The 23,462-nt window shown below is 68.4% G+C and carries 22 protein-coding genes and 1 pseudogene; 22 read left to right on the forward strand and 1 reads right to left on the reverse strand.

The features are described 5' to 3' along the window. Position 1: 1 nt before the first annotated feature. From IF12_RS23650 to IF12_RS0101665, 7 genes are all read left to right on the forward strand, one after another. On the forward strand, positions 2 to 1,741 hold the full coding sequence (locus IF12_RS23650; RefSeq protein ID WP_051703834.1) for a hypothetical protein: 1,740 nt from the start codon (positions 2 to 4) through the stop codon (positions 1,739 to 1,741). Positions 1,742 to 1,817: 76 nt separating this feature from the next. Then, positions 1,818 to 3,176, forward strand: coding sequence for a hypothetical protein (locus tag IF12_RS0101640; protein ID WP_030144524.1), 1,359 nt, complete (start codon positions 1,818 to 1,820; stop codon positions 3,174 to 3,176). Between the two features lie 50 nt (positions 3,177 to 3,226). Further along, positions 3,227 to 3,370, forward strand: a complete 144-nt coding sequence (locus tag IF12_RS25375) for a hypothetical protein (protein WP_156036790.1) — start codon at positions 3,227 to 3,229, stop codon at positions 3,368 to 3,370. Between the two features lie 91 nt (positions 3,371 to 3,461). After that, a complete protein-coding gene (locus tag IF12_RS0101650) occupies positions 3,462 to 3,788 on the forward strand; it encodes a hypothetical protein (RefSeq protein ID WP_133884143.1) in 327 nt (108 codons plus the stop codon). A gap of 2 nt (positions 3,789 to 3,790) precedes the next feature. Continuing rightward, entirely contained in the window at positions 3,791 to 4,156 is a 366-nt protein-coding gene (locus IF12_RS0101655) for a hypothetical protein (RefSeq protein WP_030144526.1), read from the forward strand. A gap of 14 nt (positions 4,157 to 4,170) precedes the next feature. Beyond that, on the forward strand, positions 4,171 to 4,932 hold the full coding sequence (locus IF12_RS0101660) for a hypothetical protein (RefSeq protein WP_030144527.1): 762 nt from the start codon (positions 4,171 to 4,173) through the stop codon (positions 4,930 to 4,932). 89 nt (positions 4,933 to 5,021) lie between these two features. Beyond that, positions 5,022 to 5,396 (forward strand): hypothetical protein, encoded by a 375-nt coding sequence (locus tag IF12_RS0101665; RefSeq protein WP_133884145.1) that lies wholly within the window; start codon positions 5,022 to 5,024, stop codon positions 5,394 to 5,396. 72 nt (positions 5,397 to 5,468) lie between these two features. Here IF12_RS0101665 and wrbA read toward each other — a convergent pair whose 3' ends face one another. Next, entirely contained in the window at positions 5,469 to 6,092 is a 624-nt protein-coding gene (gene wrbA / locus IF12_RS0101670; protein ID WP_030144529.1) for an NAD(P)H:quinone oxidoreductase, read from the reverse strand. A 406-nt stretch (positions 6,093 to 6,498) separates the two neighbouring features. Here wrbA and IF12_RS0101675 point away from each other — a divergent pair, with 406 nt between their 5' ends. The 15 genes and pseudogenes from IF12_RS0101675 to nuoN all read left to right on the forward strand — a co-directional run bounded on the left by IF12_RS0101675 (position 6,499) and on the right by nuoN (position 23,418). After that, positions 6,499 to 7,818 carry a geranylgeranyl reductase family protein gene (locus tag IF12_RS0101675; protein WP_051703835.1) on the forward strand — a complete coding sequence of 440 codons (1,320 nt, stop codon included), beginning with the start codon at positions 6,499 to 6,501 and terminating at the stop codon, positions 7,816 to 7,818. A gap of 3 nt (positions 7,819 to 7,821) precedes the next feature. Then, entirely contained in the window at positions 7,822 to 8,181 is a 360-nt protein-coding gene (locus IF12_RS0101680) for an NADH-quinone oxidoreductase subunit A (protein WP_030144531.1), read from the forward strand. A gap of 3 nt (positions 8,182 to 8,184) precedes the next feature. Beyond that, positions 8,185 to 8,820 carry an NADH-quinone oxidoreductase subunit B family protein gene (locus IF12_RS0101685; protein ID WP_030144532.1) on the forward strand — a complete coding sequence of 212 codons (636 nt, stop codon included), beginning with the start codon at positions 8,185 to 8,187 and terminating at the stop codon, positions 8,818 to 8,820. Further along, positions 8,817 to 9,488 carry an NADH-quinone oxidoreductase subunit C gene (locus tag IF12_RS0101690; protein WP_030144533.1) on the forward strand — a complete coding sequence of 224 codons (672 nt, stop codon included), beginning with the start codon at positions 8,817 to 8,819 and terminating at the stop codon, positions 9,486 to 9,488. The genes IF12_RS0101685 and IF12_RS0101690 overlap by 4 nt, the downstream gene beginning before the upstream one ends. Positions 9,489 to 9,582: 94 nt before the next feature. Then, on the forward strand, positions 9,583 to 10,929 hold the full coding sequence (locus tag IF12_RS0101695; protein ID WP_030144534.1) for an NADH-quinone oxidoreductase subunit D: 1,347 nt from the start codon (positions 9,583 to 9,585) through the stop codon (positions 10,927 to 10,929). Continuing rightward, positions 10,926 to 11,603 (forward strand): annotated as a pseudogene (gene nuoE / locus IF12_RS0101700) (NADH-quinone oxidoreductase subunit NuoE); the annotation flags it as partial. The gene IF12_RS0101695 and the pseudogene nuoE, both read left to right, overlap by 4 nt. Positions 11,604 to 11,701: 98 nt before the next feature. Then, positions 11,702 to 12,952 (forward strand): NADH-quinone oxidoreductase subunit NuoF, encoded by a 1,251-nt coding sequence (gene nuoF, locus IF12_RS0101705; protein ID WP_051703884.1) that lies wholly within the window; start codon positions 11,702 to 11,704, stop codon positions 12,950 to 12,952. 1 nt (position 12,953) lies between these two features. Further along, complete coding sequence (locus IF12_RS0101710; RefSeq protein WP_051703836.1) at positions 12,954 to 15,431, forward strand: NADH-quinone oxidoreductase subunit G; 2,478 nt, start codon at positions 12,954 to 12,956, stop codon at positions 15,429 to 15,431. Then, positions 15,428 to 16,747, forward strand: a complete 1,320-nt coding sequence (gene nuoH / locus IF12_RS0101715) for an NADH-quinone oxidoreductase subunit NuoH (protein ID WP_051703837.1) — start codon at positions 15,428 to 15,430, stop codon at positions 16,745 to 16,747. The genes IF12_RS0101710 and nuoH overlap by 4 nt, the downstream gene beginning before the upstream one ends. After that, entirely contained in the window at positions 16,748 to 17,353 is a 606-nt protein-coding gene (nuoI, locus tag IF12_RS0101720; protein WP_030144539.1) for an NADH-quinone oxidoreductase subunit NuoI, read from the forward strand. After that, entirely contained in the window at positions 17,353 to 18,129 is a 777-nt protein-coding gene (locus IF12_RS0101725; RefSeq protein WP_051703885.1) for an NADH-quinone oxidoreductase subunit J, read from the forward strand. The genes nuoI and IF12_RS0101725 overlap by 1 nt, the downstream gene beginning before the upstream one ends. Continuing rightward, positions 18,126 to 18,425: an NADH-quinone oxidoreductase subunit NuoK gene (gene nuoK, locus IF12_RS0101730; RefSeq protein ID WP_030144541.1), complete on the forward strand. Its 300-nt coding sequence runs from the start codon at positions 18,126 to 18,128 to the stop codon at positions 18,423 to 18,425. Before IF12_RS0101725 ends, nuoK begins: the two co-directional genes overlap by 4 nt. 10 nt (positions 18,426 to 18,435) lie before the next feature. Then, entirely contained in the window at positions 18,436 to 20,337 is a 1,902-nt protein-coding gene (gene nuoL, locus IF12_RS0101735; RefSeq protein ID WP_030144542.1) for an NADH-quinone oxidoreductase subunit L, read from the forward strand. Continuing rightward, positions 20,334 to 21,878 (forward strand): NADH-quinone oxidoreductase subunit M, encoded by a 1,545-nt coding sequence (locus tag IF12_RS0101740; RefSeq protein WP_030144543.1) that lies wholly within the window; start codon positions 20,334 to 20,336, stop codon positions 21,876 to 21,878. Before nuoL ends, IF12_RS0101740 begins: the two co-directional genes overlap by 4 nt. Continuing rightward, positions 21,871 to 23,418, forward strand: a complete 1,548-nt coding sequence (gene nuoN, locus IF12_RS0101745; protein WP_030144544.1) for an NADH-quinone oxidoreductase subunit NuoN — start codon at positions 21,871 to 21,873, stop codon at positions 23,416 to 23,418. Before IF12_RS0101740 ends, nuoN begins: the two co-directional genes overlap by 8 nt. Positions 23,419 to 23,462: the final 44 nt, after the last annotated feature.

The raw sequence follows: 23,462 nt of genomic DNA on the forward strand, positions 1-23,462 counted from the left end.
CATGGGCGACAACATCGAATTCCAGACCGAGGATTATTCCGGCAACGCTGACCTTGTGGGTCAGGATGCGATCGACGGTCAGCAGGCGACCGCTGACGGCGCGTATCTTGGCAATCAGCCGTGCGGGAACAGCAACTGTCAGAACACCCATAATCCGGCCGAGGACGCCTGGGTCAAGCTGGTCTCGGCCATCCCGGTGACCGGGCAGGTCGCATACCTAAAGTGCGTTGCCACCGGCACCGCCGCCCCCAGCCAGGAGGAAGTCCAGAACCTGGTCGGCCAGATCAGGCCCGCCAACCCGGACAAATACGCGCTCAGCGCCATTGCCGAGAAGTGGGTGGGGTTCAATCGAGAATTCTCGATGAGCGAGGGATCTGCCGTCGAACCGATCCTGCGCTCGAAGCTGATCGAGCTGTCGAACGGCTGGCAGGGCAACGACTTCGATGCGTTCGCCGAGCAGATGGAAGCCGTTTTCGCCAACTGCGAGCAGATCGCATCGGATATCGGAACTGACGCTACCGGTCTGGTCGGTCTGCTCAATCAGAAGAGCGACGAGATCTACAACCTCCAAGGCGGCGGGTCCGGCGAGTTGCCCTATCCCGCACCGCAGTACTGGGTCCAGAACAAGAAGACCCTGTTCACCGATACCAAGGTCCATATGCGGGCGCCGTTCAAGAGCGGGGACTGCGAGATCACCGACGGCTGCTCCTGGAACGGAGACCAGGGTCCCGAGGAGGCGATGACCTACGGCGGGTTCGACGGGGAGTACACCGACGAGCTCAACCAGTACGTCGTCGACCAGACCGAAGTCCACATGGCTCGGCTCAAGGCTGAGCAGATCGCAACGATCGATACCACCGGGATGAGCACGGCCGAAAAGTCTGAGGCCACGAAGCTGACTCCGGAGCAGGAGTCAGCTCTCCGGGTCGAGGCGGAGCGCCTCGCGCAGGAGGACGCCAACGAGCGCGCCGCGCGGGACTATGATGACAGCTCCGCCAGTTACGAGATGCGCGCCGCCGAGCAGAATGACTCCGTCACCGCCCGCTGGCAGGACGCTGAGACCGCCGCTTCAGAGTTCGTTCCGACGACCGTGCCCTCACAGGACACCACGTTCCGTGACTCGGCCGGGGACCTCTCCGGCTCGGGGTACACCCCGCCCGGCGGCGCCGACTACAACGGTTCGCTGACCAGTTCCGGCAGCTCCGGCCTCAACCCTCCGCCCACGACCACCAGCTTCGGTCCCGGCGGGAACCTCCACACCGGCGGCACGGGCGGCAGCGGGTCCACCGGGCTCAACCCTTGGGAGTCCACGGGCGGAACTGATGACGACGCCTCCGGTGGTCTGGCCTCAGCTATCGGCGCGGGCACGCTGCCCGGTACGGGCCTCGGCCCCGGCGGCGGCTTGGGTCCCGGCGGTGGCGGTTCAGGTCTCGGCCCCGGCTCGGGGCTCTTCGGCCCGGCGGTCGGCGGTGCAGGATCGGGCGCGGGCGGCATGACCGGCGGTGTCGGCGGCGGTCGCGGTGGTGCGGGCGGCCTCGGCAAAGGCGCGGGCCTGTTCGGCAACGCCACCGGAGCGGGCGGCAAGGCCGGCGGCGCCGGCGGCGGCATGATGGGCGGCCGCGGCGCGGGTGCCGGCGGCACCGGTGACGGCGAAGACGCCGACACGGGAACCTGGCTCACCGAAGACGACGACGTCTGGGGCACCGGCGTTTTCCTGGACGAGAACAACCCCTACGCCTGACCACGAACCGACTGTAGTCGGCGGGGCAGTCTCCGCATGTCAGGAAACTGCTCGGCCGTGAACAGTGGAGACACGGATGATCCCTGCCCATTCTGCCAACATCAGCGAACCCGAAATCGGACCCGACTCGGCCGACGGTCTCGGCGGCCGGAGTGGTCTGGCCACTGCGACTTCGCGGGCGCGTAGGCGCCGCCGGGCTTACCTGGTCGGGGTGCTCTGCGCGGTGGTGGTGCTCTTGGCGGTGGGTGCGTTCGAGTGGCGCAACTCCCGCGTCGACATGCGTGCCACTTCACCGTTGTTCTCCACCGCCCCTGGAGCGTTCGATTGCGCTGAGGGTCTGTCGGAGGTGATCGCCGGCATCGACATCGAAGCTGCTGTAGTCGGGTCGGGGCGTTCCTGCCACGTCAGCTTCACTGCCGGGGAGGCGTCGGAGGGCGGAGTGTGGCGATACCTGATCGAGGTGTCCCTACAGGATTTTGACACCTCCTTCGGCCCCTACAGGGCACTCGGCAACCCATGGTCGAGTGGCGAATGCGCGCTCTTCGACAACGGATCCACCGGTGATTCGCGGTACCTACCAGGTGCGGGCGGCTCGTGCGTCGTCAGAGACACGCTTCCGACGTTCGGGACGACGGGATCGATCGACTCAAAAGTGATGCTCGCCAGGTTCGGCGAGCAGATCGACATCGAGATCGGGATCAGGTCGCCTGAGGGAGCCGCCTCCATCGAGGAACAGCGCGCGCTGCCGATCAACGATCTGAACTTCCTCGAATACCGGACGGCGACCGTCTTCGCATCGCAGCTCGATCCAGAAGGTGCTGTCGACACGCAGCTCCTGGAACAGGCCCGAGGAGAAACGCCGTTCGCACGCCAGCTGCCCGCGAACAGCGCCGGATGGTGTGCGGCGCTGGAATCGGTGAACATCGGGATCGTGGAAAGCGGCGGGCTGACCTATACGCAGTCGGGGGCCGTACGAAGCGGGACCGACTGGTGGTCCTCGATCGACGCTGTCGAATTGCACTGCTCGGTGACCTGGACCGTTGAATCATGGTGGTCCTTCGATGAGGTCCGAGAAGTTCCCGCAGGGCTATACGGCCAAGCGGCGGAGCTCAGCGTCACCCCGTGGCCGTGGGGCGTTGAAGCGCTCGATGAATCCGAACAATATCTGCATGGATACAGTTTCTGCGAGTTCATCGATGCGGAGGCCGAATTCTCCGATTCCTCGGTGCCGGCCGCAATCTACGACGGACCGGCGGGATCGATTCGTTGCCCGATCGATTCGGAGGCTCGGGATGTCGCGTTCGTCATCGACGATGGGTTCCTCGTGCAGATCAATTCCCTCGGTTGGGATGGGAGTGGAGGCGGCGATGCGAATGCCGCATGGGTGCAATCGGTGCAGGGGCAGTTGCTCACCGCGCTGTTGGCAGCGACGTGAGCGCCGGGAATGAGCGGACGGCCCGGCTCAGGATCGATTCTGGAGAAGCCATGAAGGACTCAACCGAAAGACTGCCTGAGCCTGTTCTCGAGTTGTGGCATCGGAAGTCTCCGGTTGCGTTCGTTGCGGTGGTGATCGTCGGATTCATTGTCGTGCAGATCAGTTCGATCGCCATGGACACGGTGGTCGAGTGATGGCCGGTCGCTCCCCGGAACCTAATACTCCAGCCGTGAAGTGTGATTGATGCGGTGGGTGACGGCTTGATGGCGTTGGGGCGCTTGGGGTTTGGGTGCAACCAAAAGCAGCCGCTTCATCGAGCGTGCGAGGCGGGCGTCGGAACGATTGCAGCGGGCGCGCGAACGGATGCCGATGTTGAATGGCACTGAGATGACCAGCCACGACGGCATGGTCACAGTCAAGCTCGACGTGCTCGGTCGGCCCGAGGTCGCCATCGAGCGCAGCCGTACCTACTCCTATGAGGAGTACGAGGTGAAGATGATCGTTATCGACACCTACAACCAAGCCGTACGAGCCCATGCGCGTCAGACGCAAGACGCCGCCGTCAGGGCAGCCGAGGTCCTGAGAACTCTCTCTGGAAATGGAGAGCGGTGACCATGTCCATCGTCTTCGAGCCCGACGAAGTGAGCGCTTACGCCGCCAAGATCGGTGAACGCGCCACCACGGTCGCAGACTACGACGGCCAACTCCTGTCCACCGCTGCCTCAGGGTTGCAGGCGAACAGCGATCTCGACCAGGCCCTCCGACTCGACCCCGACTGGTTCGGCGGCCCTATCGCGCCCTGGTACGGCGATATCGAGGCCACCCTCAATTCGGTCTACGACGGCCGCAATGCAGAGGCGCTGCGAGTCCACGAGGAACTCACCGGGATCCAGACCGACCTCAACGACTTCGTGCAGCGCCGGCAGAACGACGAGGACGCGGCAGTGTTCGAGATCAACAACGCCAGCGACGCCGAATAGCCGAGGAGGCCGATATGTCCGGAGTGCCGACCAGCTTCGATACCTTCTACAACCCCATCGTGGACATGCACGAGGAATACAAGAACGAGATCGCTCTGGCCGACGAGCTCGCCGTGCACTACATCGGCGATGACGACCTCAAACCCAGCCACATCCTCAACATCCTCGCGAACATCGATGTCAACGAGATCCGCAACCACGGCGCGCGCCTGCATCACCGTGCGCAGGAGGTGTACGCCACCCTTCAGGACTCCTCCTTCAAGGAGCTGCTCTCCAACAGTTGGCAGGGAGGCGATGCCGACGCCTTCGAGGACTACATCTGCGGAGGAGGCGGGCACCGTGGACTCGATCTCTACTTCGAAGAGGTGAAAGCCAAGACCGAGAGCCACTCGATGGCCCTGATCAATCTCGGCGAGGAAGTGGCTGAACTTCTCTCGACGGCGAACACCGAACTCATCTCGATCCTGGTCGATGTAAAGAACGGTGTCTACGAAGCGGAAGCCAATGGGTGGGGTGGAGCTCTCAAGAATGTGCTCAACGGCGGATCTGCTCTCATCACCGCTTGCGCGGCCATTCCAGGTCTGGGCTGGTTGGTCTCTGCCGTCCTACTCATCGTCGGGACACTGCTGTCGTACATCGTGGCCCAGATCGACGAAGCGGTGAAGACGGAGAATGCCGCTCGTTCGTTGATGAGTGATCTCGAGTCCGTGGCCGCAGGCACCGATCCGGACCTCCCCTCGGCGCAGCGAGACGACCTGGGGGTGACCGATTGGTAAGAGCCCGTGATGGGGCGCCTCGAGAGGAACAGGAATACATCGAGCTGCGTCATCGGACGAGTTGGATCGCTGTCGCGTTCCTACTTCTGGTGCCATTGAACGTCGTGTATTTCTTCGGAGGGGCACTGTTCTTCGAGCCGCGGGTCCAGTTCAATCCGTCGACTTGGATGAGCATCTGGTGGGGACTCGTACACGGTTTCGTGCTCTTCAGCGCGTTCCGTGCGTTGACGACCCCGTTCGGGGTGTACCGCGCCTCCGACAATTCGCTGATCCTGATCAGCCACTTCACCAGAGCCGAACGCCATTACCCCTCTTCGCGGCACCATGGCCGCCTTGTCGCCGAAGACGGCAAGATCGCGTTCGTCGGACCCACGGGGTACCGACAGGTGCTTGTAAGACAGGTTTTCGTGAAGGATGAAGGGTTCATCGCCGCCCACGACGCGATTCTGGAAACGGATCAATGAGAGCGGCCCGTACGCCGCCATCGGACGCGGAAGCGCCCGCCTGGTGGGTCCGGGCGGGCGCTTCGTTTTCTGCTATGCGGCCAGGGCTGCTCGGCCGATGTTCAGGGCTGCCGCGGTGGCGACCACTCGCTCGGCCTGGGCGGTCGCGGCCGCGAAGGTCGTCTCGTCGATGTCGTTGCCGTTCCAGTGCGACACGCCGTACGGCGAGGCGTTCGCGAACAGTGCTTCGTTCGCGTAGCCCGGGGCCACCACGATGCCGCCGAAGTGGTGCACCGTGTTGTACAGCGCCAGGATCGTCGACTCGTTGCCGCCGTGCTTGCCCGAGGCCGCGGCGAAGCCCGAGTAGACCTTCCCGGCGAGCTTGCCCTGGAACCACAGGCCCCCGAGGGTGTCGAGGAACTGCTTGAGCTGCGAGGCGACGTTCCCGAAGCGGGTGGGGGAGCCGAAGATGACCGCGTCGGCCCACTCGACGTCCTCGGGCGTGGCCACGGGGATGTCGGCGATCGCCTTGACGTTCTCGGCCCATGCCGGGTTGGAGTCGATCGCGGCCTGCGGGGCCAGTTCGGCCACGCGGAGCAGTTTGACCTCGGCGCCGGCCTTCTCGGCGGCGGTCGCGAGCTGGCGGGCCAGGGCGGTCACGTTGCCGGTGGCCGAGTAGAAGATCACGGCGACCTTGACGGGGGCGACTTCAGACATGTGCAACCTCTTCCAGGAGCGGTCTAACTAGTTCAGATTTGAATTACCAGTCGACTCTAGCGGTGCGCCGGTTGAAGTTCAAATTCGAACGATGTGGCGATGGCCACGGTGCGTGCCCGTCGGGTGTTACGAGAGTGTTTCCGCGCGTTTCGAGTGGCGAGGGCCGCGCGCTGTCGGGTTGTTCACGAACCGGGCCGTTGTCACCGCTGACGCTCCCTTCGCTTCCGCACCTCCGGTTCAGCGACGCCTGTACGCATCGTGACCTCGAATAATGACGACTTAGGCGGACCTAAGTGACAATGCGTGGATAGCGGAGTTCTAGACTTGCGGCAAACGCTTGTGAAGAGCTTCACAAGTAGGCTGATCGTTAAAAGGATCACCACCCCATCCGCCTGAGAGGACGCCCGTGACCACTCACGCAGCCCCGGATGCCGACGTCATCGTCGTCGGCGCGGGACCAGGTGGCTCGGCCGCGGCCTACCACCTGGCGACCCGGGGCCTCGACGTACTGCTGCTGGAGAAGACCCGCTTCCCCCGCGAGAAGGTCTGCGGCGACGGACTGACCCCGCGCTCGGTCGCCCAGCTGCTCAAGATGGGCGTGGACACCTCCGAATCCGCCGGCTGGATCCGCAACCGGGGCCTGCGCGTGGTCGCCGACGGGATCTCCATCGAACTCGACTGGCCGACCCTGGACCACTTCCCCGACTACGGGCTCACCCGCACCCGCCTCGACTTCGACCAGATCCTCGCCGACCGCGCCGTCGCCGCCGGCGCCAAGCTCCTCACCGGCGTCAAGGTCACCGCCCCGGTCTTCGACCTCGCCGGACGCGTCTCGGGCGTCACCGCCGTCGCCGACGGCGAGCACCGCACCTACAAGGCCCCCTTGGTCATCGCCGCCGACGGCGTCTCCGGGCGCCTCGCGCTCGCCCTGGGCCTCAAGCGCGACGAGTCGCGCCCCATGGGCGTGGCCGTCCGCCAGTACTACCGCTCCGAGGCCAAGCACGACGACGACTACCTCGAGTCCTGGCTCGCGCTGCGCACCGCGAACGAGCCCGACGTCCTCCAGCCCGGCTACGGGTGGATCTTCGGCCTCGGCGACGGCCGCGTCAACGTCGGCCTCGGCGTCCTCAACTCCTCCGAGGGCTACCAGGGCACCGACTACCGCGCGCTCCTGCGCGACTGGCTCGCCAACACCCCCGAGGAATGGGGCCTGGCCGACGAGGCCAACGCCGACGGGCCCGTCCGCGGCGCCGCGCTCCCCATGGGCTTCAACCGGACCCCGCACTACAGCCGCGGCCTCATGCTCGTCGGCGACTCCGGCGGCATGGTCAACCCCTTCAACGGCGAGGGCATCGCCTACGCCATCGAGGCCGGCGAGATCGCCGCCCAGACCGCCGCCGAAGCGCTCCGCGCGCCCAACGTCCCCCGCCGCGAGGCGGCCCTGCGCTCCTACGCGGGCCGCATGGACCGCCTCTGGGGCTCCTACTACCGCATGGGCGGGATCTTCGTGCACCTCATCGGCCAGCCGGCCGTCATGAAGCTGTGCACCGAGCACGGCCTCAAACGCCCCGCGCTCATGCGCGTCGTCTTGAAACTGCTCGCGAACCTCACCGACCAGCCCGGCCGGGACGCCGCCGACCGCATCGTCAACGGGATGCGGCTGGTCACGCCCGGACTGAGCCGGCCCGCCGCCCGGCTCGCAAGCTCCACCGAAAGGAGGCTCTGAACGATGCAGGTCTACGTGCCGGTCGTGATCATGTTCGCGATCGGACTCGGCTTCGGCGTCGTCTCGATCGTCGCCTCGCGCATCGCCGGACCCTTCCGGAGGAACCGCGCCAAGGCCGACCCGTACGAGTGCGGCATCGAGCCCGCGCCCAACACGAGCGGGCCGATGAAGTTCCCGGTGAAGTTCTACCTCACCGCGATGCTGTTCATCGTCTTCGACATCGAGATCATCTTCCTCGTGCCGTGGGCCGTCCACCACGACGTGCTCGGCATCTTCGGATTCTGGGCCGTCTTCATGTTCATCGCCGCGCTGTTCGTCGCCTACGCCTACGAATGGCGTCGCGGCGGACTGGACTGGGACTAGCCAATGGGTATCGAAGAGAAACTCCCGCAAGGGATCATCCTCACCACCGTCGAGGCGCTGGTCAACTGGACCCGCAAGTCCTCGATGTGGCCGGCCACGTTCGGCCTCGCCTGCTGCGCGATCGAGATGATGGCCACCGGCGCCGCCCGCTACGACACCGGCCGCTTCGGCATGGAGGTCTTCCGCGCCTCCCCGCGCCAGGCCGACCTCATGATCGTGGCCGGACGCGTCAGCCAGAAGATGGCCCCCGTCCTGCGCCAGATCTACGACCAGATGCCCGAACCGAAGTGGGTCCTGTCGATGGGCGTGTGCGCCACCTCCGGCGGCATGTTCAACAACTACGCGATCGTCCAGGGTGTCGACCACGTCGTGCCCGTGGACATGTACCTGCCCGGCTGCCCGCCCCGCCCCGAGATGCTCCTCGACGCGATCCTCAAGCTCCACGAGAAGGTCCAGCACGAGCCCCTCGGCGAGAAGCGCCGCCAGGCCCTCGCCGACCTCCCCGAGCCGGTCGTCAAGCCCGGCGCCATGCCCTCCTCCTACCGCTTCAACAAGCAGCGCAAGAAGGAGTGGACCGAGGCGGTCAAGGCCGGCAACGAAGAGCAGCTGCGCATCCGCAAGGGGGTGGCCAAGCGATGAGCGAGAACAACGAGGTCCAGCCCGTCGGCACCGAGCGCCCGAAGGGCCTGTTCGGCGTCACCGGCACCGGCGACACCTCCGGCTTCGGCGGTCTCGTCCGCGCCGTGCCGGCCCCGGCCGAGATCCTCTCCACGCCCGAGCCCCTCGGCGGCTACTTCGACGAGATCGTCGGCGCCCTCAAGGACCTCCTCGGCGAGGACGTCGCCCGTGCCGTCGTGGTCGACCGCGGCGAACTCACCATCCACATCGCGCCCGACCGGACCGCCGAGGTCTGCAAGACCATGCGCGACGACGAGAGCCTGCGCTTCGAGTTCTGCTCCTCGGTCTCCGGCGTGGACTACCCGGAGCGGGCCAACCGCCTCCACGTGGTCTACCACCTGACCTCGATGACCTACCGGCGCAACGTCCGGCTCGAGACCGCCGTCGGACTCGACCACCCCGTGGTCCAGTCCGTCACCGCCGTCTACCCGACCGCCGACTGGCAGGAGCGGGAGGCCTACGACATGTTCGGCGTCGTCTTCGAAGGGCACCCCCACCTCACCCGCATCCTCATGCCCGACGACTGGGAGGGCCACCCGCAGCGCAAGGACTACCCGCTCGGGGGCATCGCCGTCGAATACAAGGGCGCGCACATCCCTCCGCCGGATGAGCGGAGGGCCTACAAGTGACGACCTACCGGATTTCCCCTTGGGGGGCGCGGGGTGGCGAAGCCCCCCGCGGAGGACAGCAGAGTCCGCCGCCCGACGAACGGAGGGCCTACAAGTGACCACCACGGAACACGGCACGGAGCCCGCGGCCGACGCCTACGCGGCGGAGCGGGACACCACCGAAGGCCGCGTCTACACCGTGACCGGCGGCGACTGGGACGAACTCGTCGCCTCCGTCGACCCGGTCAACGAAGAGCGCCTCATCGTCAACCTCGGCCCCCAGCACCCGTCCACGCACGGCGTGCTCCGCCTGGTCTGCGAACTCGAGGGCGAGACCGTCCGCTCGGTGCGCCCCATCGTCGGCTACCTCCACACCGGCATCGAGAAGAACCTCGAATACCGCAACTGGACCCAGGGCACCACATTCGTCACCCGCGCCGACTACCTCGCGCCGATCTTCAACGAGACCGGCTACTGCCTCGCCGTCGAGAAGCTCCTCGGCGTCCAGGCGCCCCGCCGCGCCGAGGTCATCCGCGTGATCATGATGGAGCTCAACCGCATCAGCTCCCACCTGGTCGCCCTCGCGACCACCGGCATGGAGCTCGGCGCGCTCTCGATGATGATCTACGGCTTCCGCGACCGCGAGAAGATCCTCGACATCTTCGAGGCCGTCTGCGGCCTGCGCATGAACATGGCCTACGTCCGCCCCGGCGGCGTCGCCCAGGACATCCCCGGCGAAGCCGTCACGATGATCCGCGACTTCGTCGACTACATGCCCAAGGGACTCGACGACTACGAAGGGCTCCTCACCGGCAACGCCATCTGGCAGGAGCGCACCCAGGGCGTCGGCTACCTCGACGTCTCCGGCTGCCTCGCCCTCGGCGTCACCGGCCCGGTCCTGCGCAGCGCCGGACTGCCCTGGGACCTGCGCAAGACCATGCCCTACAGCGGCTACGAGGAATACGACTTCGAGGTCCCGACCCACAACGGCGCCGACGCCTGGGCCCGGTACCTCCTGCGCCTCGAGGAGATCCGCGAGAGCCTCAAGATCATCGCCCAGGGACTCGACAAGCTCGAACCCGGCCCGGTCATGGTCGAGGACAAGAAGATCGCCTGGCCCGCCCAGCTCGCCCTCGGCGGCGACGGCATGGGCAACAGCCTCAACCACATCCGGCACATCATGAGCCAGTCCATGGAAGCCCTGATCCACCACTTCAAGCTCGTCACCGAGGGCTTCCGCGTCCCGGCCGGGCAGGTGTACACCGCGATCGAGGCCCCCCGAGGCGAACTCGGCATCCACGCCGTCTCCGACGGCGGCACGAGGCCCTTCCGCATCCACATGCGCGAACCCTCCTTCGTCAACTTGCAGGCCATCCCCGCGCTCGCCGAAGGCGGCCTCCTCGCCGACGTCATCGCCGGCGGGGCCTCGCTCGACCCCGTCATGGGAGGTTGCGACCGATGAACTACCCGGAGAAGATCCGCGAGCAGGCCGAGGCGATCCTCGTCCGCTACCCCGAGGGCCGCGAGCGCTCCGCGCTCCTGCCGCTGCTGCACCTCGTGCAGTCGCACGACGGCTACGTCTCGGATGAGGGCATCGGCTTCTGCGCCGAGATCCTCGGCCTCACCAAGGCCCAGGTCCAGGCCGTCTCGACCTTCTACACCATGTACAAGCGCGAACCGGCCGGCGACTGGCTCGTCTCGGTGTGCACCAACACCCTCTGCCAGTCCAAGGGCGGACAGAAGGTCTTCGACGCGCTCTCGGACGAACTCGACGTCGACCACGACCAGACCACGCCCGACGGCAAGATCACGCTCGAGCACGCCGAGTGCCTCGCCGCCTGCGACTACGCGCCCGTCGTCACCGTCAACTACGAGTTCTTCGACGAAGTCGACGAGGACGGCGCCCTCGACCTGGTGCGCGAACTCAAGGACGGGCGCCGCCCCATCCCCAGCCGCGGCGCCCCCCTGTGCACCCTCCGCGAGATCTCCGTCCAGCTCGCCGGGTTCGACGAGGAGCGCACCGCCGGACTCGAAGGCAACGCCCAAGGCGACGCCACCCTCGCCGGGGCCCGCCTCGCCGCCGAGGCCGGCATCACCGCCCCCGCCTTCGACCCCGCCGCCCCGCTGCTGGACAAGACACCAGAGGAAGCGAAGTGAGCGTTACCGTGCCAGCTCCCAGGCGACCCCGCGAGGACGTCCTCAACAAGCTCAAGCCCGTCGTCACCAAGCGCTGGATGTCCCCGGGCGCGTGGAAGATCGACGTCTACGAGCAGCTCGACGGCTACAAGGCCCTCCGCAAGGCCCTCGGCTACACCCAGGGCGACCTCATCACCTTCATGAAGGAGTCCGGCCACCGCGGCCGCGGCGGCGCCGGCTTCCCCGTCGGCATGAAATGGCAGTTCGTGCCCGACGACGGCCAGGAGCACTACCTCGTCGTCAACGCCGACGAAGGCGAACCGGGCACCTGCAAAGACCTGCCGCTCATGATGAACGACCCGCACTCGCTCATCGAGGGCATCGTCATCGCCTCCTACGCCATCAAGGCCTCCCGCGCCTTCGTGTACGTCCGCGGCGAGGCCATCCACGCCGCCCGGCGCCTGCGCAACGCCGTCCGCGAGGCCAAGGAGGCCGGCTACCTCGGCAAGGACATCCTCGGCTCCGGCTTCGACCTCGAAGTGGTCATCCACTCCGGCGCCGGCGCCTACATCTGCGGCGAGGAGACCGCCCTCCTCGACTCCCTCGAAGGCAAGCGGGGCCAACCCCGCCTTCGCCCGCCCTTCCCCGCCACGCACGGGCTCTACAACAAGCCGACCTGCATCAACAACGTCGGCTCCATCGCCGCCGTCCCGCACATCGTGCTCGGCGGCGCCCAGTGGTGGAAGGACCTCGGCTCCGAGAACGCCGCGGGCACGATGATCTACTCGCTCTCGGGGCGCGTCAAGCACCCCGGCCAGTACGAGTGCTCCCTCGGCACCACGCTGCGCGAGCTCATCGAACTCGCCGGCGGCATGGAGGAGGGCCACGAGCTCAAGTTCTTCACCCCCGGCGGCTCCTCCACCCCGATGCTCTCGGCCGACTCGATCGACGTCCCCCTCGACTTCGACAACGTCGCCAAGGCCGGGTCCATCCTCGGCACCACCGCGGTCATGATCTTCTCCGACCAGGACTGCCCGGTGGTCTCCTGCTGGCGCTGGCTGAAGTTCTACCAGCACGAGTCCTGCGGCAAGTGCACCCCGTGCCGCGAGGGCAACTACTGGATGGTCCGCGTCTACGAGCGGATCCTCTCCGGCCGCGGGTCGCTCGGCGACCTCAAGCTCCTGGAGAGCGCCTGCAAGAACCTCCTCGGCCGCTCCTTCTGCGGCCTCGGCGACGGTGCGACCTCCTGCGTCACTTCGTCTCTGAAGTACTTCCGGCAGGACTACCTCGACTACATCGAAGGCAACAAGCAGCCCCTCTTCGATGCCGAGAAGATCGGAGCGCACTGACATGACCGATCAAGTCACGTTCACCATCGACGGCGTCGAGGTGACGGTCCCCAAGGGCACCTTGATCATCCGGGCCGCCGAGCAGCTCGGCATCGAGATCCCCCGGTTCTGCGACCACCCCCTGCTGGAGCCTGCCGGGGCCTGCCGCCAGTGCCTCGTGGACGTCCCCGACATGGGCAACGGCCGCGGGATGCCCAAGCCCGCCGCCTCCTGCACGACCACCGCCATGGAGGGCATGGTCGTCAAGACCCAGCACACCAGCGAGGTCGCCAAGGAGGCCCAGGAGGGGATCATGGAGTTCCTCCTGATCAACCACCCCCTGGACTGCCCCGTCTGCGACAAGGGCGGCGAATGCCCGCTCCAGAACCAGGCCATGAGCACCGGGCGCACCGAGACCCGCATGGAGGCCGCGGACAAGCGCACCTACAAGAAGGCGCTGCCGATCTCCTCGCAGGTCCTGCTCGACCGCGAGCGCTGCGTCCTGTGCGCGCGCTGCACCCGCTTCTCCGACCAGGTCGCCGGCGACCCGTTCATCGAACTCATGGAGCGCTCGGCCCTCGAGCAGGTCGGCGTCTACGAGGACGAGCCGTTCGAGTCCTACTTCGCGGGCAACACCGTGCAGATCTGCCCGGTCGGGGCCCTCACCGGCACCCAGTACCGGTTCCGCTCCCGCCCGTTCGACCTCGTCTCCAGCCCCAGCGTGTGCGAGCACTGCTCGGCCGGCTGCGCGCAGCGCTCGGACCACCGCCGCGGCAAGGTCCTGCGCCGCCTCGCCGGCGAGGACCCGGCCGTGAACGAGGAGTGGAACTGCGACAAGGGCCGCTGGGCCTCCTCCTACATCGAGGCGGCCGACCGGATCACCAAGCCGCTCGTGCGCGACGCCGACGGGTCCCTGCGCGAGGCCTCCTGGCCCGAGGCCCTGCGCCGCGCCGCCGCCGGACTCGCCGGGGCCACCGAGGAAGGCGCCGAGGGCGGCACCGGCCGCGTCGGGGTCCTCCCCGGCGGGCGCCTCACCGTCGAAGACGCCTACGCCTACGCGAAGTTCTCGCGTATCGCCTTGGGCACCAACGACATCGACTTCCGCTCCCGCCCGCACTCCACCGAGGAGTCCGAGTTCCTCGCCCACGCCGTCGCCGGGGTCTACCCCTCCAGCGGCGCGGTCACCTACGAGGACCTCGAGAAGGCCCCCGTGGTGCTCACCGTCGGGCTCGAACTCGAAGAGGAATGCCCGATCGCGTTCCTGCGCCTGCGCAAGGCCGTCCGCGCCTCGGGCCAGCGCGTCCACGTCGTCGCCCCCTTCGCGACCCGCGGCACCCGCAAGCTCGACGCGAACCTCATCGAGGCCCTCCCCGGCGAAGAGGCCGAACTCCTCGCCGGCTGGGAACGCTCGGGCTACGTGCGCGACGCCCTCAACGAGGACGGCGCGGTGATCCTCCTCGGGGAGCGCCTCGCCACCGTCGAAGGCGCGTTCTCCGCGGCCGTGCGCCTGGCCAAGGCCACCGGCGCCCGCCTCGCCTGGATCCCCCGGCGCGCCGGGGACCGCGGCGCGGTCGAGGCCGGGTGCCTCCCCGGGCTCCTGCCCGGCGGCGGCCTCGCCTCCTACGCGGCCGACCGCGAGCAGCTCGCCGAGTACTGGGGCGTCGAGTCCCTGCCCGGCAACGACGGCCGCGGCGCCTGGCAGATCCTCCAGGCCGCCGCCGACGGCGAGATCGACGGCCTCCTCATCGGCGGGGTCGACCCGTACGACTTCGCCGACGCCCCCGCGGTCGAGGCGGCCCTGTACGCGGCCCGCTTCGTGGTCTCCCTGGAGATCCGCCACTCGGCGGTGACCCGCGTGGCCGACGTGATCCTCCCGGTCGCACCGGTCACCGGCAAGGCCGGGGCCTACTTCGACTGGGAAGGGCGCCTGCGGACCTTCGACACGGTCATCGAGTCTGACCTCATGAGCGATCACGCCGTGCTCGACACGCTCGCCGCCGCGATGGGCTTCAAGCTCGGCCTGGCCGAGACGCGCACCGTCCGCGCCGAACTCGCCGGACTCCCGGACCCGATCACGCGCCAGGAGGCGCCGGAGTGGTCCGCCGACAAGCCGGCCCGCACGAGCGAGGACGGCAAGGCGGTCCTCGCGACCTGGCGCCAGCTCCTCGACGGCGGCTCGATGCAGGAGAACAACCCGCACCTGGCCGGCTGCGCGCCGGACCCGGTGGTGCGCTTGAGCGCGGCGACGGCCAAGGCCATCGGCGCGGTCGAGGGCTCGGGCGTCACGGTCGCCACCGCGATCGGCGGGATCACGCTGCCGCTGGCGGTGACCGACATGCCCGAGGGCACGGTGTGGCTGCCGACCAACGCGCCCGGTCGCGGGATCTACCGCCACCTGGGCGCGGGCTCGGGCGACGTGGTCACCATCCGCGCCTACCCGAACGCGCCTCGCCCGGCCGAGACCGGCTCCGAGGACGAGATCAAGGCGGTCAAGTCATGAACGATCCGATCTGGCTGATGCTCGTCAAGGGCGTCCTGGTCTTCGTGGTGCTGGTCCTGCTGGTGCTGTTCACCATCTGGTTCGAGCGGCGCGTGGTGGCGATCATGCAGGTGCGTCCCGGGCCGAACCGGAACGGCCCCTTCGGGCTGCTCCAGTCGCTCGCCGACGGCCTGAAGCTGGCGTTCAAAGAGGACGCCATGCCGCGCACCGCCGACAAGATCGTGTTCATCGCGGCCCCGGTCATCGCGGTCACCTGCGCGTTCACCGCGTTCTCGGTGATCCCGTTCGGCCCCGAGGTGAGCCTCTTCGGCGTCGAGACGGCCTTGCAGCTCACCGACTTCGAGGTGAGCGTCCTGGTCATCCTGGCCTGCTCGGCCCTCGGCGTCTACGGGATCGTGCTGGCCGGCTGGGCCTCCGGCTCGGCCTACTCGCTCCTGGGCGCGCTGCGGGCCGCCGCGCAGGTGATCTCCTACGAGATCGCGCTGGGCCTGGCGGTCCTGGCGGTGTTCTTCCAGTCGCGCCTGCTGTCGACCGGCGCGATCGTGGACGCGCAGGCCGAGGGCCTGCCGCTGAGCATCGGCGGGTTCGAGCTGACCCTGCCGGGCTGGTACTTCATCATCCTCGCGCCGAGCTTCGTGATCTTCGTGATCGCGATGGTCGGCGAGACCAACCGCGCCCCGTTCGACCTCCCCGAGGCCGAGTCGGAGCTCGTGGCCGGGTTCGCGACCGAGTACTCCAGCCTCAAGTACGCCTCGTTCTTCCTCGCCGAGTACGTCAACATGGTCACGATGTCGGCCCTGTGCGTGACGCTGTTCCTCGGCGGCTGGGCCGCGCCGTTCCCCAACTCGTGGTGGCCGGGCGCGAACGAGGGCTTCATGCCGCTGATCTGGTTCTTCGGCAAGGTCCTGGCGTTCCTGTTCTTCTACGTGTGGCTGCGCGGGACCCTGCCGCGGCTGCGCTACGACCAGTTCATGCGCCTGGGCTGGAAGGTCCTCGTGCCGATCAGCCTGGTCTGGCTCATGGTCCTGGCGGCCATGAACATCGGCCTGGACACCGGCAACGGACTGCCGACCCGCATCGCCTTCGCCGGCGGCGCGGCCATCGCGGTGATGGCCCTGATCTTCTTCTGGCCCAGCCGCAAGCCGTACGAGGACCCGGCCGAGCCCGACACCGGCATGGGCGGCTTCCCCGTCCCGCCGCTCGACCTCGCCGTCCCGCCGAACCCGCGGGCCCTCAAGGAACTCGAACCCGCCCGCACCGGCGCGGCGCCCGACGAGGACGCCGCCGCCGCGACCACCGAAAAGGGGGAGGAGTAGATGTCCGGTTTCGCCAAAGGCTTCGGCGTCACCTTCTCGCACATGTTCAAGCCGAAGGTGACGGTCGACTACCCCGAGGAGCCCTCGAAGCTCCAACCGCGCTACCACGGCCGGCACGTGCTCAACCGCCACCCCGACGGGCTGGAGAAGTGCATCGGCTGCGAGCTGTGCGCCTGGGCGTGCCCGGCCGACGCGATCTACGTCGAGGGCGCCGAGAACACCGAGGCCGAGCGGTTCTCGCCCGGTGAGCGGTACGCCAAGACCTACCAGATCAACTACGCGCGCTGCATCTTCTGCGGCCTGTGCATCGAGGCCTGCCCGACCCGCTCGCTCACCATGAGCAACGAGTACGAGCTGGCCCGCGACGACCGCCGCGACCTCATCTTCACCAAGGAGGAGCTGCTCGCGCCGCTCATCGAGGGCATGGAGCAGCCGCCGCACCCGATGCGCCTGGGCGACTCCGAGAAGGCCTACTACGAGTCGGGCCCGACCAATCCGGGCGCGAGCGAGGGCGCGGAGTTCTCCCTCACCGAGATGCTCGCCTCCACCAAGAGCAGCGCCGCCGCGGACGGCGCGGCCGACGCGTCCAAGAGGGGGCAGCAGTGATCGACCTGGCCCAGTCACTCGCGCAGGGCGCCTCCGTCGGCGAGTCCGTGTTCTTCTGGATCCTCGCCCCGATCGCGCTCGGCGGGGCCATCGGCCTCGTCCTGGCCCGCTCGGCGATCCACGCCGCGCTCATGCTCGCGATCACCATGATGTGCCTGGCGGTCTTCTACATCATGCAGTCGGCGCCGTTCCTCGGCTTCGTGCAGATCATGGTGTACACCGGCGCGATCATGATGCTCTTCCTGTTCGTGCTCATGCTCTTCGGACGCGACTCGAAGGACTCGATGTTCGAGACCCTTCGCGGCCAGCGGTTCTTCGGCGTGTGCCTCGGCATCGGCCTCGCCGCCCTGCTGGCCGCGGGCCTCGCCCGCGCCGTCTCCGGACTCGCCGTGGCGAACGACCCGGCCTGGGCCACCGGCGCCCAGGGGAACGTCGAGGCGATCGCCGAGGCGCTGTTCTCGACGTACCTGTTCCCGTTCGAGGTCGTCTCCGGCGTGCTCACCGTCGCCGCCGTCGGCGCCCTGATGTTCGCGCACGTCGCCAAGAAGGGCGGCGTCCGCGGCCAGAAGGTCCACAGCCGCGAGCGGTTCGCGCCCGGCGTCTACCCCGGGCCCAAGCCCGGTCCCGGCGTGTTCGCCACCTCGGACTCGACCGCGACTCCGGCGCTGCTGCCCGACGGCTCGATCGAGCCCGAGAGCCTCTCGGAGTACGTCCCGCCGCGCCAGCTCACGGCCGCCGAGGCGGCCCCGAAGCACACCGAAGGGCGGGAGTCATGAGCCCGGAGTACTACCTGATCCTCGCGGCCATGCTGTTCTGCATCGGTGCGGTCGGCGTCCTGGTGCGGCGCAACTCGATCGTGGTGTTCATGTGCGTGGAGCTCATGCTCAACGCCGGGAACCTCACCCTGGTCACCTTCGCCCGCACCACCGGCACCATCGACGGGCAGGTCATGGCCTTCTTCGTGATGGCCGTGGCCGCCGCCGAAGTCGTGATCGGCCTCGCGATCATCATGGCGATCTACCGGTCCCGGCGCTCCGCCTCCGTCGACGACGCCAACCTCCTGAAGGCCTAGAGGGAACACAGTGGACACCATCACGTACGCGCCCGCATCCGGGCTGCTCGCCTGGACGTGGGCGCTCATCGCCCTGCCCGCGCTCGGGGCCGCGATCCTGCTGCTCGCGGGCCGCCGCGCCGACAAATGGGGCCACTGGCTCGGGGTCGGCACCATCGGCGCGGCCTTCGCGCTCGCCGTCGGCCTGTTCGCCTCCCTTTCAGGGCTGGACAACAAGAGCGCGCACCTGGACCTGTTCACGCTCATCGCGATCGGGGACCTCCAGATCGACGCGAGCCTGCTGTTCGACCCGCTCAGCGCGGTCTTCTGCCTGCTCATCACCGGCGTCGGCCTCCTCATCCACATCTACGCCGTGGGCTACATGGCCGAGGACGCCGGGCGCCGCAAGTTCTTCGCCTACTTCAACCTGTTCGCCGCCGCGATGCTCGTGCTCGTGCTCGGCGGCAACTACTTCATGACCTTCGTCGGCTGGGAGGCCGTGGGCCTCGCCTCCTACCTCCTCATCGCGTTCTGGCAGCTCAAGCCCGCCGCCGCGACCGCCGGCAAGAAGGCCTTCCTCACCAACCGGGTCGCCGACGTCGGCTTCCTCCTGGCGATGTTCACCATGCTCGGCGCGCTCGGCACCGTCGACTTCGCCGGCGTCTTCAACGGCGCCGAGTCGCTCTCGACCAGCACGAGCCTCGCCCTCGGGCTGCTGCTGCTCGCCGCCGCCTGCGGCAAGTCCGGCCAGTGGCCGTTCCAGACGTGGCTGCCCGACGCCATGGAGGGACCGACCCCCGTGTCGGCGCTCATCCACGCCGCCACCATGGTCACCGCCGGGGTCTACCTCATCGCCCGGTCGCACATCATCTTCAGCCTCAACCCGAACGTGCAGACCGCCGTGGTCGCCGTCGGCGCCCTGACGCTCCTGTTCGGCGCGATCGTCGGCTGCGCCAAGGACGACATCAAGCGCGTCCTCGCCTGGTCCACGGTCTCCCAGATCGGCTACATGTTCCTGGCCGTCGGCCTCGGCGGCGGCGCGTTCGCGCTCGGCATCCTGCACCTGCTCGCGCACGGCTTCTTCAAGGCCGGGCTGTTCCTCGGCTCCGGCTCGGTCATGCACGCCATGAACGACCAGACCGACATCCGCCGCTTCGGCGGCCTGTGGCGCGTCATGCCCTGGACCTACGCGACCTTCCTCGCCGGATGGGTCGCCATCATCGGCCTGTTCCCGTTCTCGGGCTACTTCACCAAGGACCCGATCATCGCCGCCGCCTTCGCCCGCGAAGGCTGGCAGGGCTGGGTCACCGGCGGCGCGGCCCTCCTCGGCGCCGCGCTCACCGCCTTCTACATGACCCGCCTGTTCGTCCTCACCTTCCACGGCCCCAAGCGGTGGACCGAGGACGTGCACCCGCACGAGTCCCCGGCGATCATGACCGGCCCGCTGGTGCTGCTGGGCCTCGGCTCGCTCGGCGCCGGCGCCCTCATGGTCTCCCCGGTCACCGAGTGGCTCACGCCGGTCTTCGGCGAGCACGCCGAGCCCCACGGCCACCTGAGCCACATGCAGGTCACCGTGATCACCACCGCCGTCGTCGTCCTCGGCGCGGCCCTCGCCTGGTTCCTGTTCCGCGGCGGCACCGACGAGGTGCCGCGCGCCGCCGCCTGGCCCGTCCGCGCCGCCCGCGCCGACCTCGGCGGCGAAGCGGTCAACCGCGGCGTCTTCGAGAGGCCCGGCCGGCTCGCGGCGAACGCCTCGGTCGCCATCGACGCCCGCGGCGTCGACGGCGTCGTCAACGGCCTCTCCGCGGCCGTCGGCGGGACCTCGCGGCGACTGCTCGCGCTCCAGACCGGCTTCGTCCGCTCCTACGCCCTGTCCATTCTGTCCGGCGCCGTCATCGTGGTGGCCGCGCTCATGGTGGTGGTCATCCAATGAACGAACTCCCATTGCTCTCGGCGCTCGTCGCCGTGCCCTTGATCGGCGCGGTCGCGGTCGCGTCGATCAAGCGCGAGCGGGCCGCCGCGGCCCGGTGGACCGCGCTCGGCTTCTCCGGAGCGGTCGCCCTCATCGCGGCCCTGGTCGCGATCGGCTTCGACTACTCCGCCGGCGCGCCCTGGCTCCAGTTCACCGAGTCCTACGCCTGGATCCCCAACTGGGACCTCAGCCTCTCGTGGGGCGTGGACGGGATCGCGCTGCTCCTGGTGGCGCTCACCGCCGGGCTCACCCCGATCGCGATGCTCGCCGCCTGGCGCGACCTCGACTCGGTGCAGCGGTCGGTCCCGACGTTCTTCGCGCTCATCCTCGCCCTCGAAGCGGCGATGCTCGCGACCTTCCTGGCCTCCAACGTCCTGCTGTTCTACTTCTTCTTCGAGGCCATGCTCGTGCCGATGTACTTCCTCATCGGCTCCTACGGCACCGGGCCCCGGCGACAGTACGCGGCGGTCAAGTTCTTCCTGTACTCGCTGCTCGGCGGCCTGTTCATGCTCGTCGCCGTCATCGCCCTGTGGGTCCACAACGGCGGGGTCTTCGACTGGCAGACCCTCGTCGAGGCCGAGCCGATGGCCGCCGGGTCGCTCCAGAACTGGCTGTTCCTCGGCTTCTTCCTCGCCTTCGCGATCAAGGCCCCGTTCTTCCCGTTCCACACCTGGCTCCCGGACGCCGGAGGCGCGGCCCCGGCCGCCGTCGCCGCGCTCCTGGTCGGCGTCATGGACAAGATCGGGACCTTCGCGATCCTGCGCTACTGCATCCCGCTGTTCCCCGACGCGACTCAGACGTTCGCGCCGTGGGTGATCGGCATGAGCGTCATCGGCGTGCTCTACGCCGCGTTCGTCGCCATCGGGCAGACCGACCTCAAGCGCCTGGTCGCCTACACCTCGATCGCGCACTTCGGGTTCATCGGCATCGGGATCTTCGCGTTCACGCAGGCCTCGGCCACCGGCGCGGTCCTCTACATGTTCAACCACGGGCTCGCCACGGGCCTGCTGTTCATCATCGTCGGGTTCCTCGCACTGCGCCGCGGCTCCTCGCAGATCGCCGACTACGGCGGGGCGGCCAAGACCCTGCCGCTGCTCGCCGGGATCTTCCTGTTCGCCGGGCTCGCCTCGCTCTCCCTGCCGGGCACCGCGCCGTTCATCTCGGAGTTCCTGGTCCTGTTCGGCATCTTCACCGAGAACACGATCGTCGCCGTCCTCGCGACCCTCGGGATCATCCTCGCCGCCGCGTACGTGCTCTGGATGTACCAGCGCACCATGCAAGGCGACCGGAACCCGGCCCTCGACGAGGTGCCCGCGATGAAGCGCGACCTCACCGTGCGCGAGAAGGCCCTCGTCGCACCGCTGGTGATCGCCATCCTCGGCTTCGGCCTCTACCCGCAGCCGCTCATCGACGCCGTCCAGCCGGCCGTCGACAACACGCTCGTGTTCATCACCGGCGAACCCGCAGACGCGCCCGCCGCCGAAGGAGTCACCAATGAATGAGGCACTCCAGATCGACTGGGGCGGCCTCGCCCCGCTGATCATCGTGTTCGCCGCGGCCTTCGGCGGACTCCTCGTGGAGGCCGCGGTGCCCAAGGCCGTGCGGCTCTACGTACAGGTCGGCCTCGCCGTGGCCGCGCTCGCCGCCGCGTTCGTGACCGTGACCGTGCTCCTGCTGGGGGACAAGCAGACCACCGCGTTCTCCATCGAGGGCACCGCCATCGGCTCGGTCGTCCTCGACGGGCCCGGGCTGTTCCTCCAGGCCACCATCGCGATCCTCGCGATCGTCGCGGTCCTGCTCCTGGCCGAGCGCCGCACCACCCGCGGCGGCGACTTCGTCGCCGAGGCCGCGGTGGTCGCCGACTCGGCCGCCGACATCCAGCAGCGCCGCTCCGACGGGGCCACCGAGATCTTCCCGCTGACGCTCTTCGCCGTCGGCGGCATGATGATGTTCGTGACCGCCGGCGACCTGCTCACCATGTTCGTCGCCCTGGAGATGCTCAGCCTCCCGCTGTACCTGCTGTGCGGGCTCGCCAAGCGCCGCCGCCTCATCAGCCAGGAGGCCGCGCTCAAGTACTTCCTCCTGGGCGCCTTCGCCTCGGCGTTCTACGTCTACGGCATGGCGATGCTCTACGGCTTCGCCGGCACCGTCGACCTCGCCGGGATCAACCAGGCCGGGATCAGCTCCGGGCAGCCGCGCCTGTTCCTCTACATCGGCGTCGCCATGCTCGCGGTCGCGCTCCTGTTCAAGGCCGGCGCGGTGCCGTTCCACATGTGGACCCCCGACGTCTACACCGGAGCGCCCACGCCCGTCACCGCCCTCATGGCCGCGTGCGTCAAGGTCGCCGCCTTCGGCGGGCTCCTGCGGGTCTTCAACGTCGGCCTCGCCTCCTCGGCCTGGGACTGGCACCTGATCCTCACCGTCATCGCCGTCGCCACCATGCTCGGCGGCGCGATCTTCGCGGTGACCCAGCGCAACATCAAGCGGCTCCTCGCCTACAGCTCCATCGCGAACGCCGGGTACCTCCTGGTCGGGGTCATCGCCCTCGGCGAGGCGGTCGGACAGACCATGTTCTACCTGGCCGCCTACGGGTTCACCGTGATCGCCGCCTTCGCCGTCGTCTCGCTCGTGCGCGACGGCGACGAGGAGGCCACGCACCTGTCCCGCTGGGCCGGTCTCGGCAAGAACTCCCCGGGCACCGCCGTGGTCGTCACGATCCTCATGCTCGCCTTGGCGGGCCTGCCGTTCACCAGCGGCTTCGCCGCGAAGTTCAGCCTGTTCGCCGCCGCGCTCCAGGCCGACGAACTCGGACTCGTCATCGTCGGCGTCGTCTCCTCGGCGATCCTGGCGTTCCCGTACCTGCGCGTGGTCGTGCTCCTGTGGCTCAACGAGCCCGCGCCGGACGCGCCCACGGTCAACCTGCCGAGCCCCATGGCGGGTACGGTGGTCGCCGCGGGCGTGGTCGCCACGCTCTTCCTCGGCCTCTTCCCCGGTTACCTCCTCGACATCGTGGACCAGGCGAGCATCTTCCTGAACACGTGACGGACACGAGCGAGAAGCCGCGGGGAGCACATGCTCCCCGCGGC

Source organism: Glycomyces sp. NRRL B-16210, from assembly GCF_000719515.1.
In the GTDB taxonomy this organism is placed as follows: domain Bacteria; phylum Actinomycetota; class Actinomycetes; order Mycobacteriales; family Micromonosporaceae; genus Glycomyces.

Bases quoted from the DNA above. Each gene is read 5' to 3' on its own strand.
- IF12_RS23650 (WP_051703834.1), top strand. From the start codon at position 2: ATGGGCGACAACATCGAATTCCAGACCGAGGATTATTCCGGCAACGCT.
- IF12_RS0101640 (WP_030144524.1), top strand. From the start codon at position 1,818: ATGATCCCTGCCCATTCTGCCAACATCAGCGAACCCGAAATCGGACCC.
- IF12_RS25375 (WP_156036790.1), top strand. From the start codon at position 3,227: ATGAAGGACTCAACCGAAAGACTGCCTGAGCCTGTTCTCGAGTTGTGG.
- IF12_RS0101655 (WP_030144526.1), top strand. From the start codon at position 3,791: ATGTCCATCGTCTTCGAGCCCGACGAAGTGAGCGCTTACGCCGCCAAG.
- IF12_RS0101660 (WP_030144527.1), top strand. From the start codon at position 4,171: ATGTCCGGAGTGCCGACCAGCTTCGATACCTTCTACAACCCCATCGTG.
- wrbA (WP_030144529.1), bottom strand. From the start codon at position 6,092: ATGTCTGAAGTCGCCCCCGTCAAGGTCGCCGTGATCTTCTACTCGGCC.
- IF12_RS0101680 (WP_030144531.1), top strand. From the start codon at position 7,822: ATGCAGGTCTACGTGCCGGTCGTGATCATGTTCGCGATCGGACTCGGC.
- IF12_RS0101685 (WP_030144532.1), top strand. From the start codon at position 8,185: ATGGGTATCGAAGAGAAACTCCCGCAAGGGATCATCCTCACCACCGTC.
- IF12_RS0101690 (WP_030144533.1), top strand. From the start codon at position 8,817: ATGAGCGAGAACAACGAGGTCCAGCCCGTCGGCACCGAGCGCCCGAAG.
- nuoF (WP_051703884.1), top strand. From the start codon at position 11,702: ATGTCCCCGGGCGCGTGGAAGATCGACGTCTACGAGCAGCTCGACGGC.
- IF12_RS0101710 (WP_051703836.1), top strand. From the start codon at position 12,954: ATGACCGATCAAGTCACGTTCACCATCGACGGCGTCGAGGTGACGGTC.
- nuoH (WP_051703837.1), top strand. From the start codon at position 15,428: ATGAACGATCCGATCTGGCTGATGCTCGTCAAGGGCGTCCTGGTCTTC.
- nuoI (WP_030144539.1), top strand. From the start codon at position 16,748: ATGTCCGGTTTCGCCAAAGGCTTCGGCGTCACCTTCTCGCACATGTTC.
- nuoK (WP_030144541.1), top strand. From the start codon at position 18,126: ATGAGCCCGGAGTACTACCTGATCCTCGCGGCCATGCTGTTCTGCATC.
- IF12_RS0101740 (WP_030144543.1), top strand. From the start codon at position 20,334: ATGAACGAACTCCCATTGCTCTCGGCGCTCGTCGCCGTGCCCTTGATC.
- nuoN (WP_030144544.1), top strand. From the start codon at position 21,871: ATGAATGAGGCACTCCAGATCGACTGGGGCGGCCTCGCCCCGCTGATC.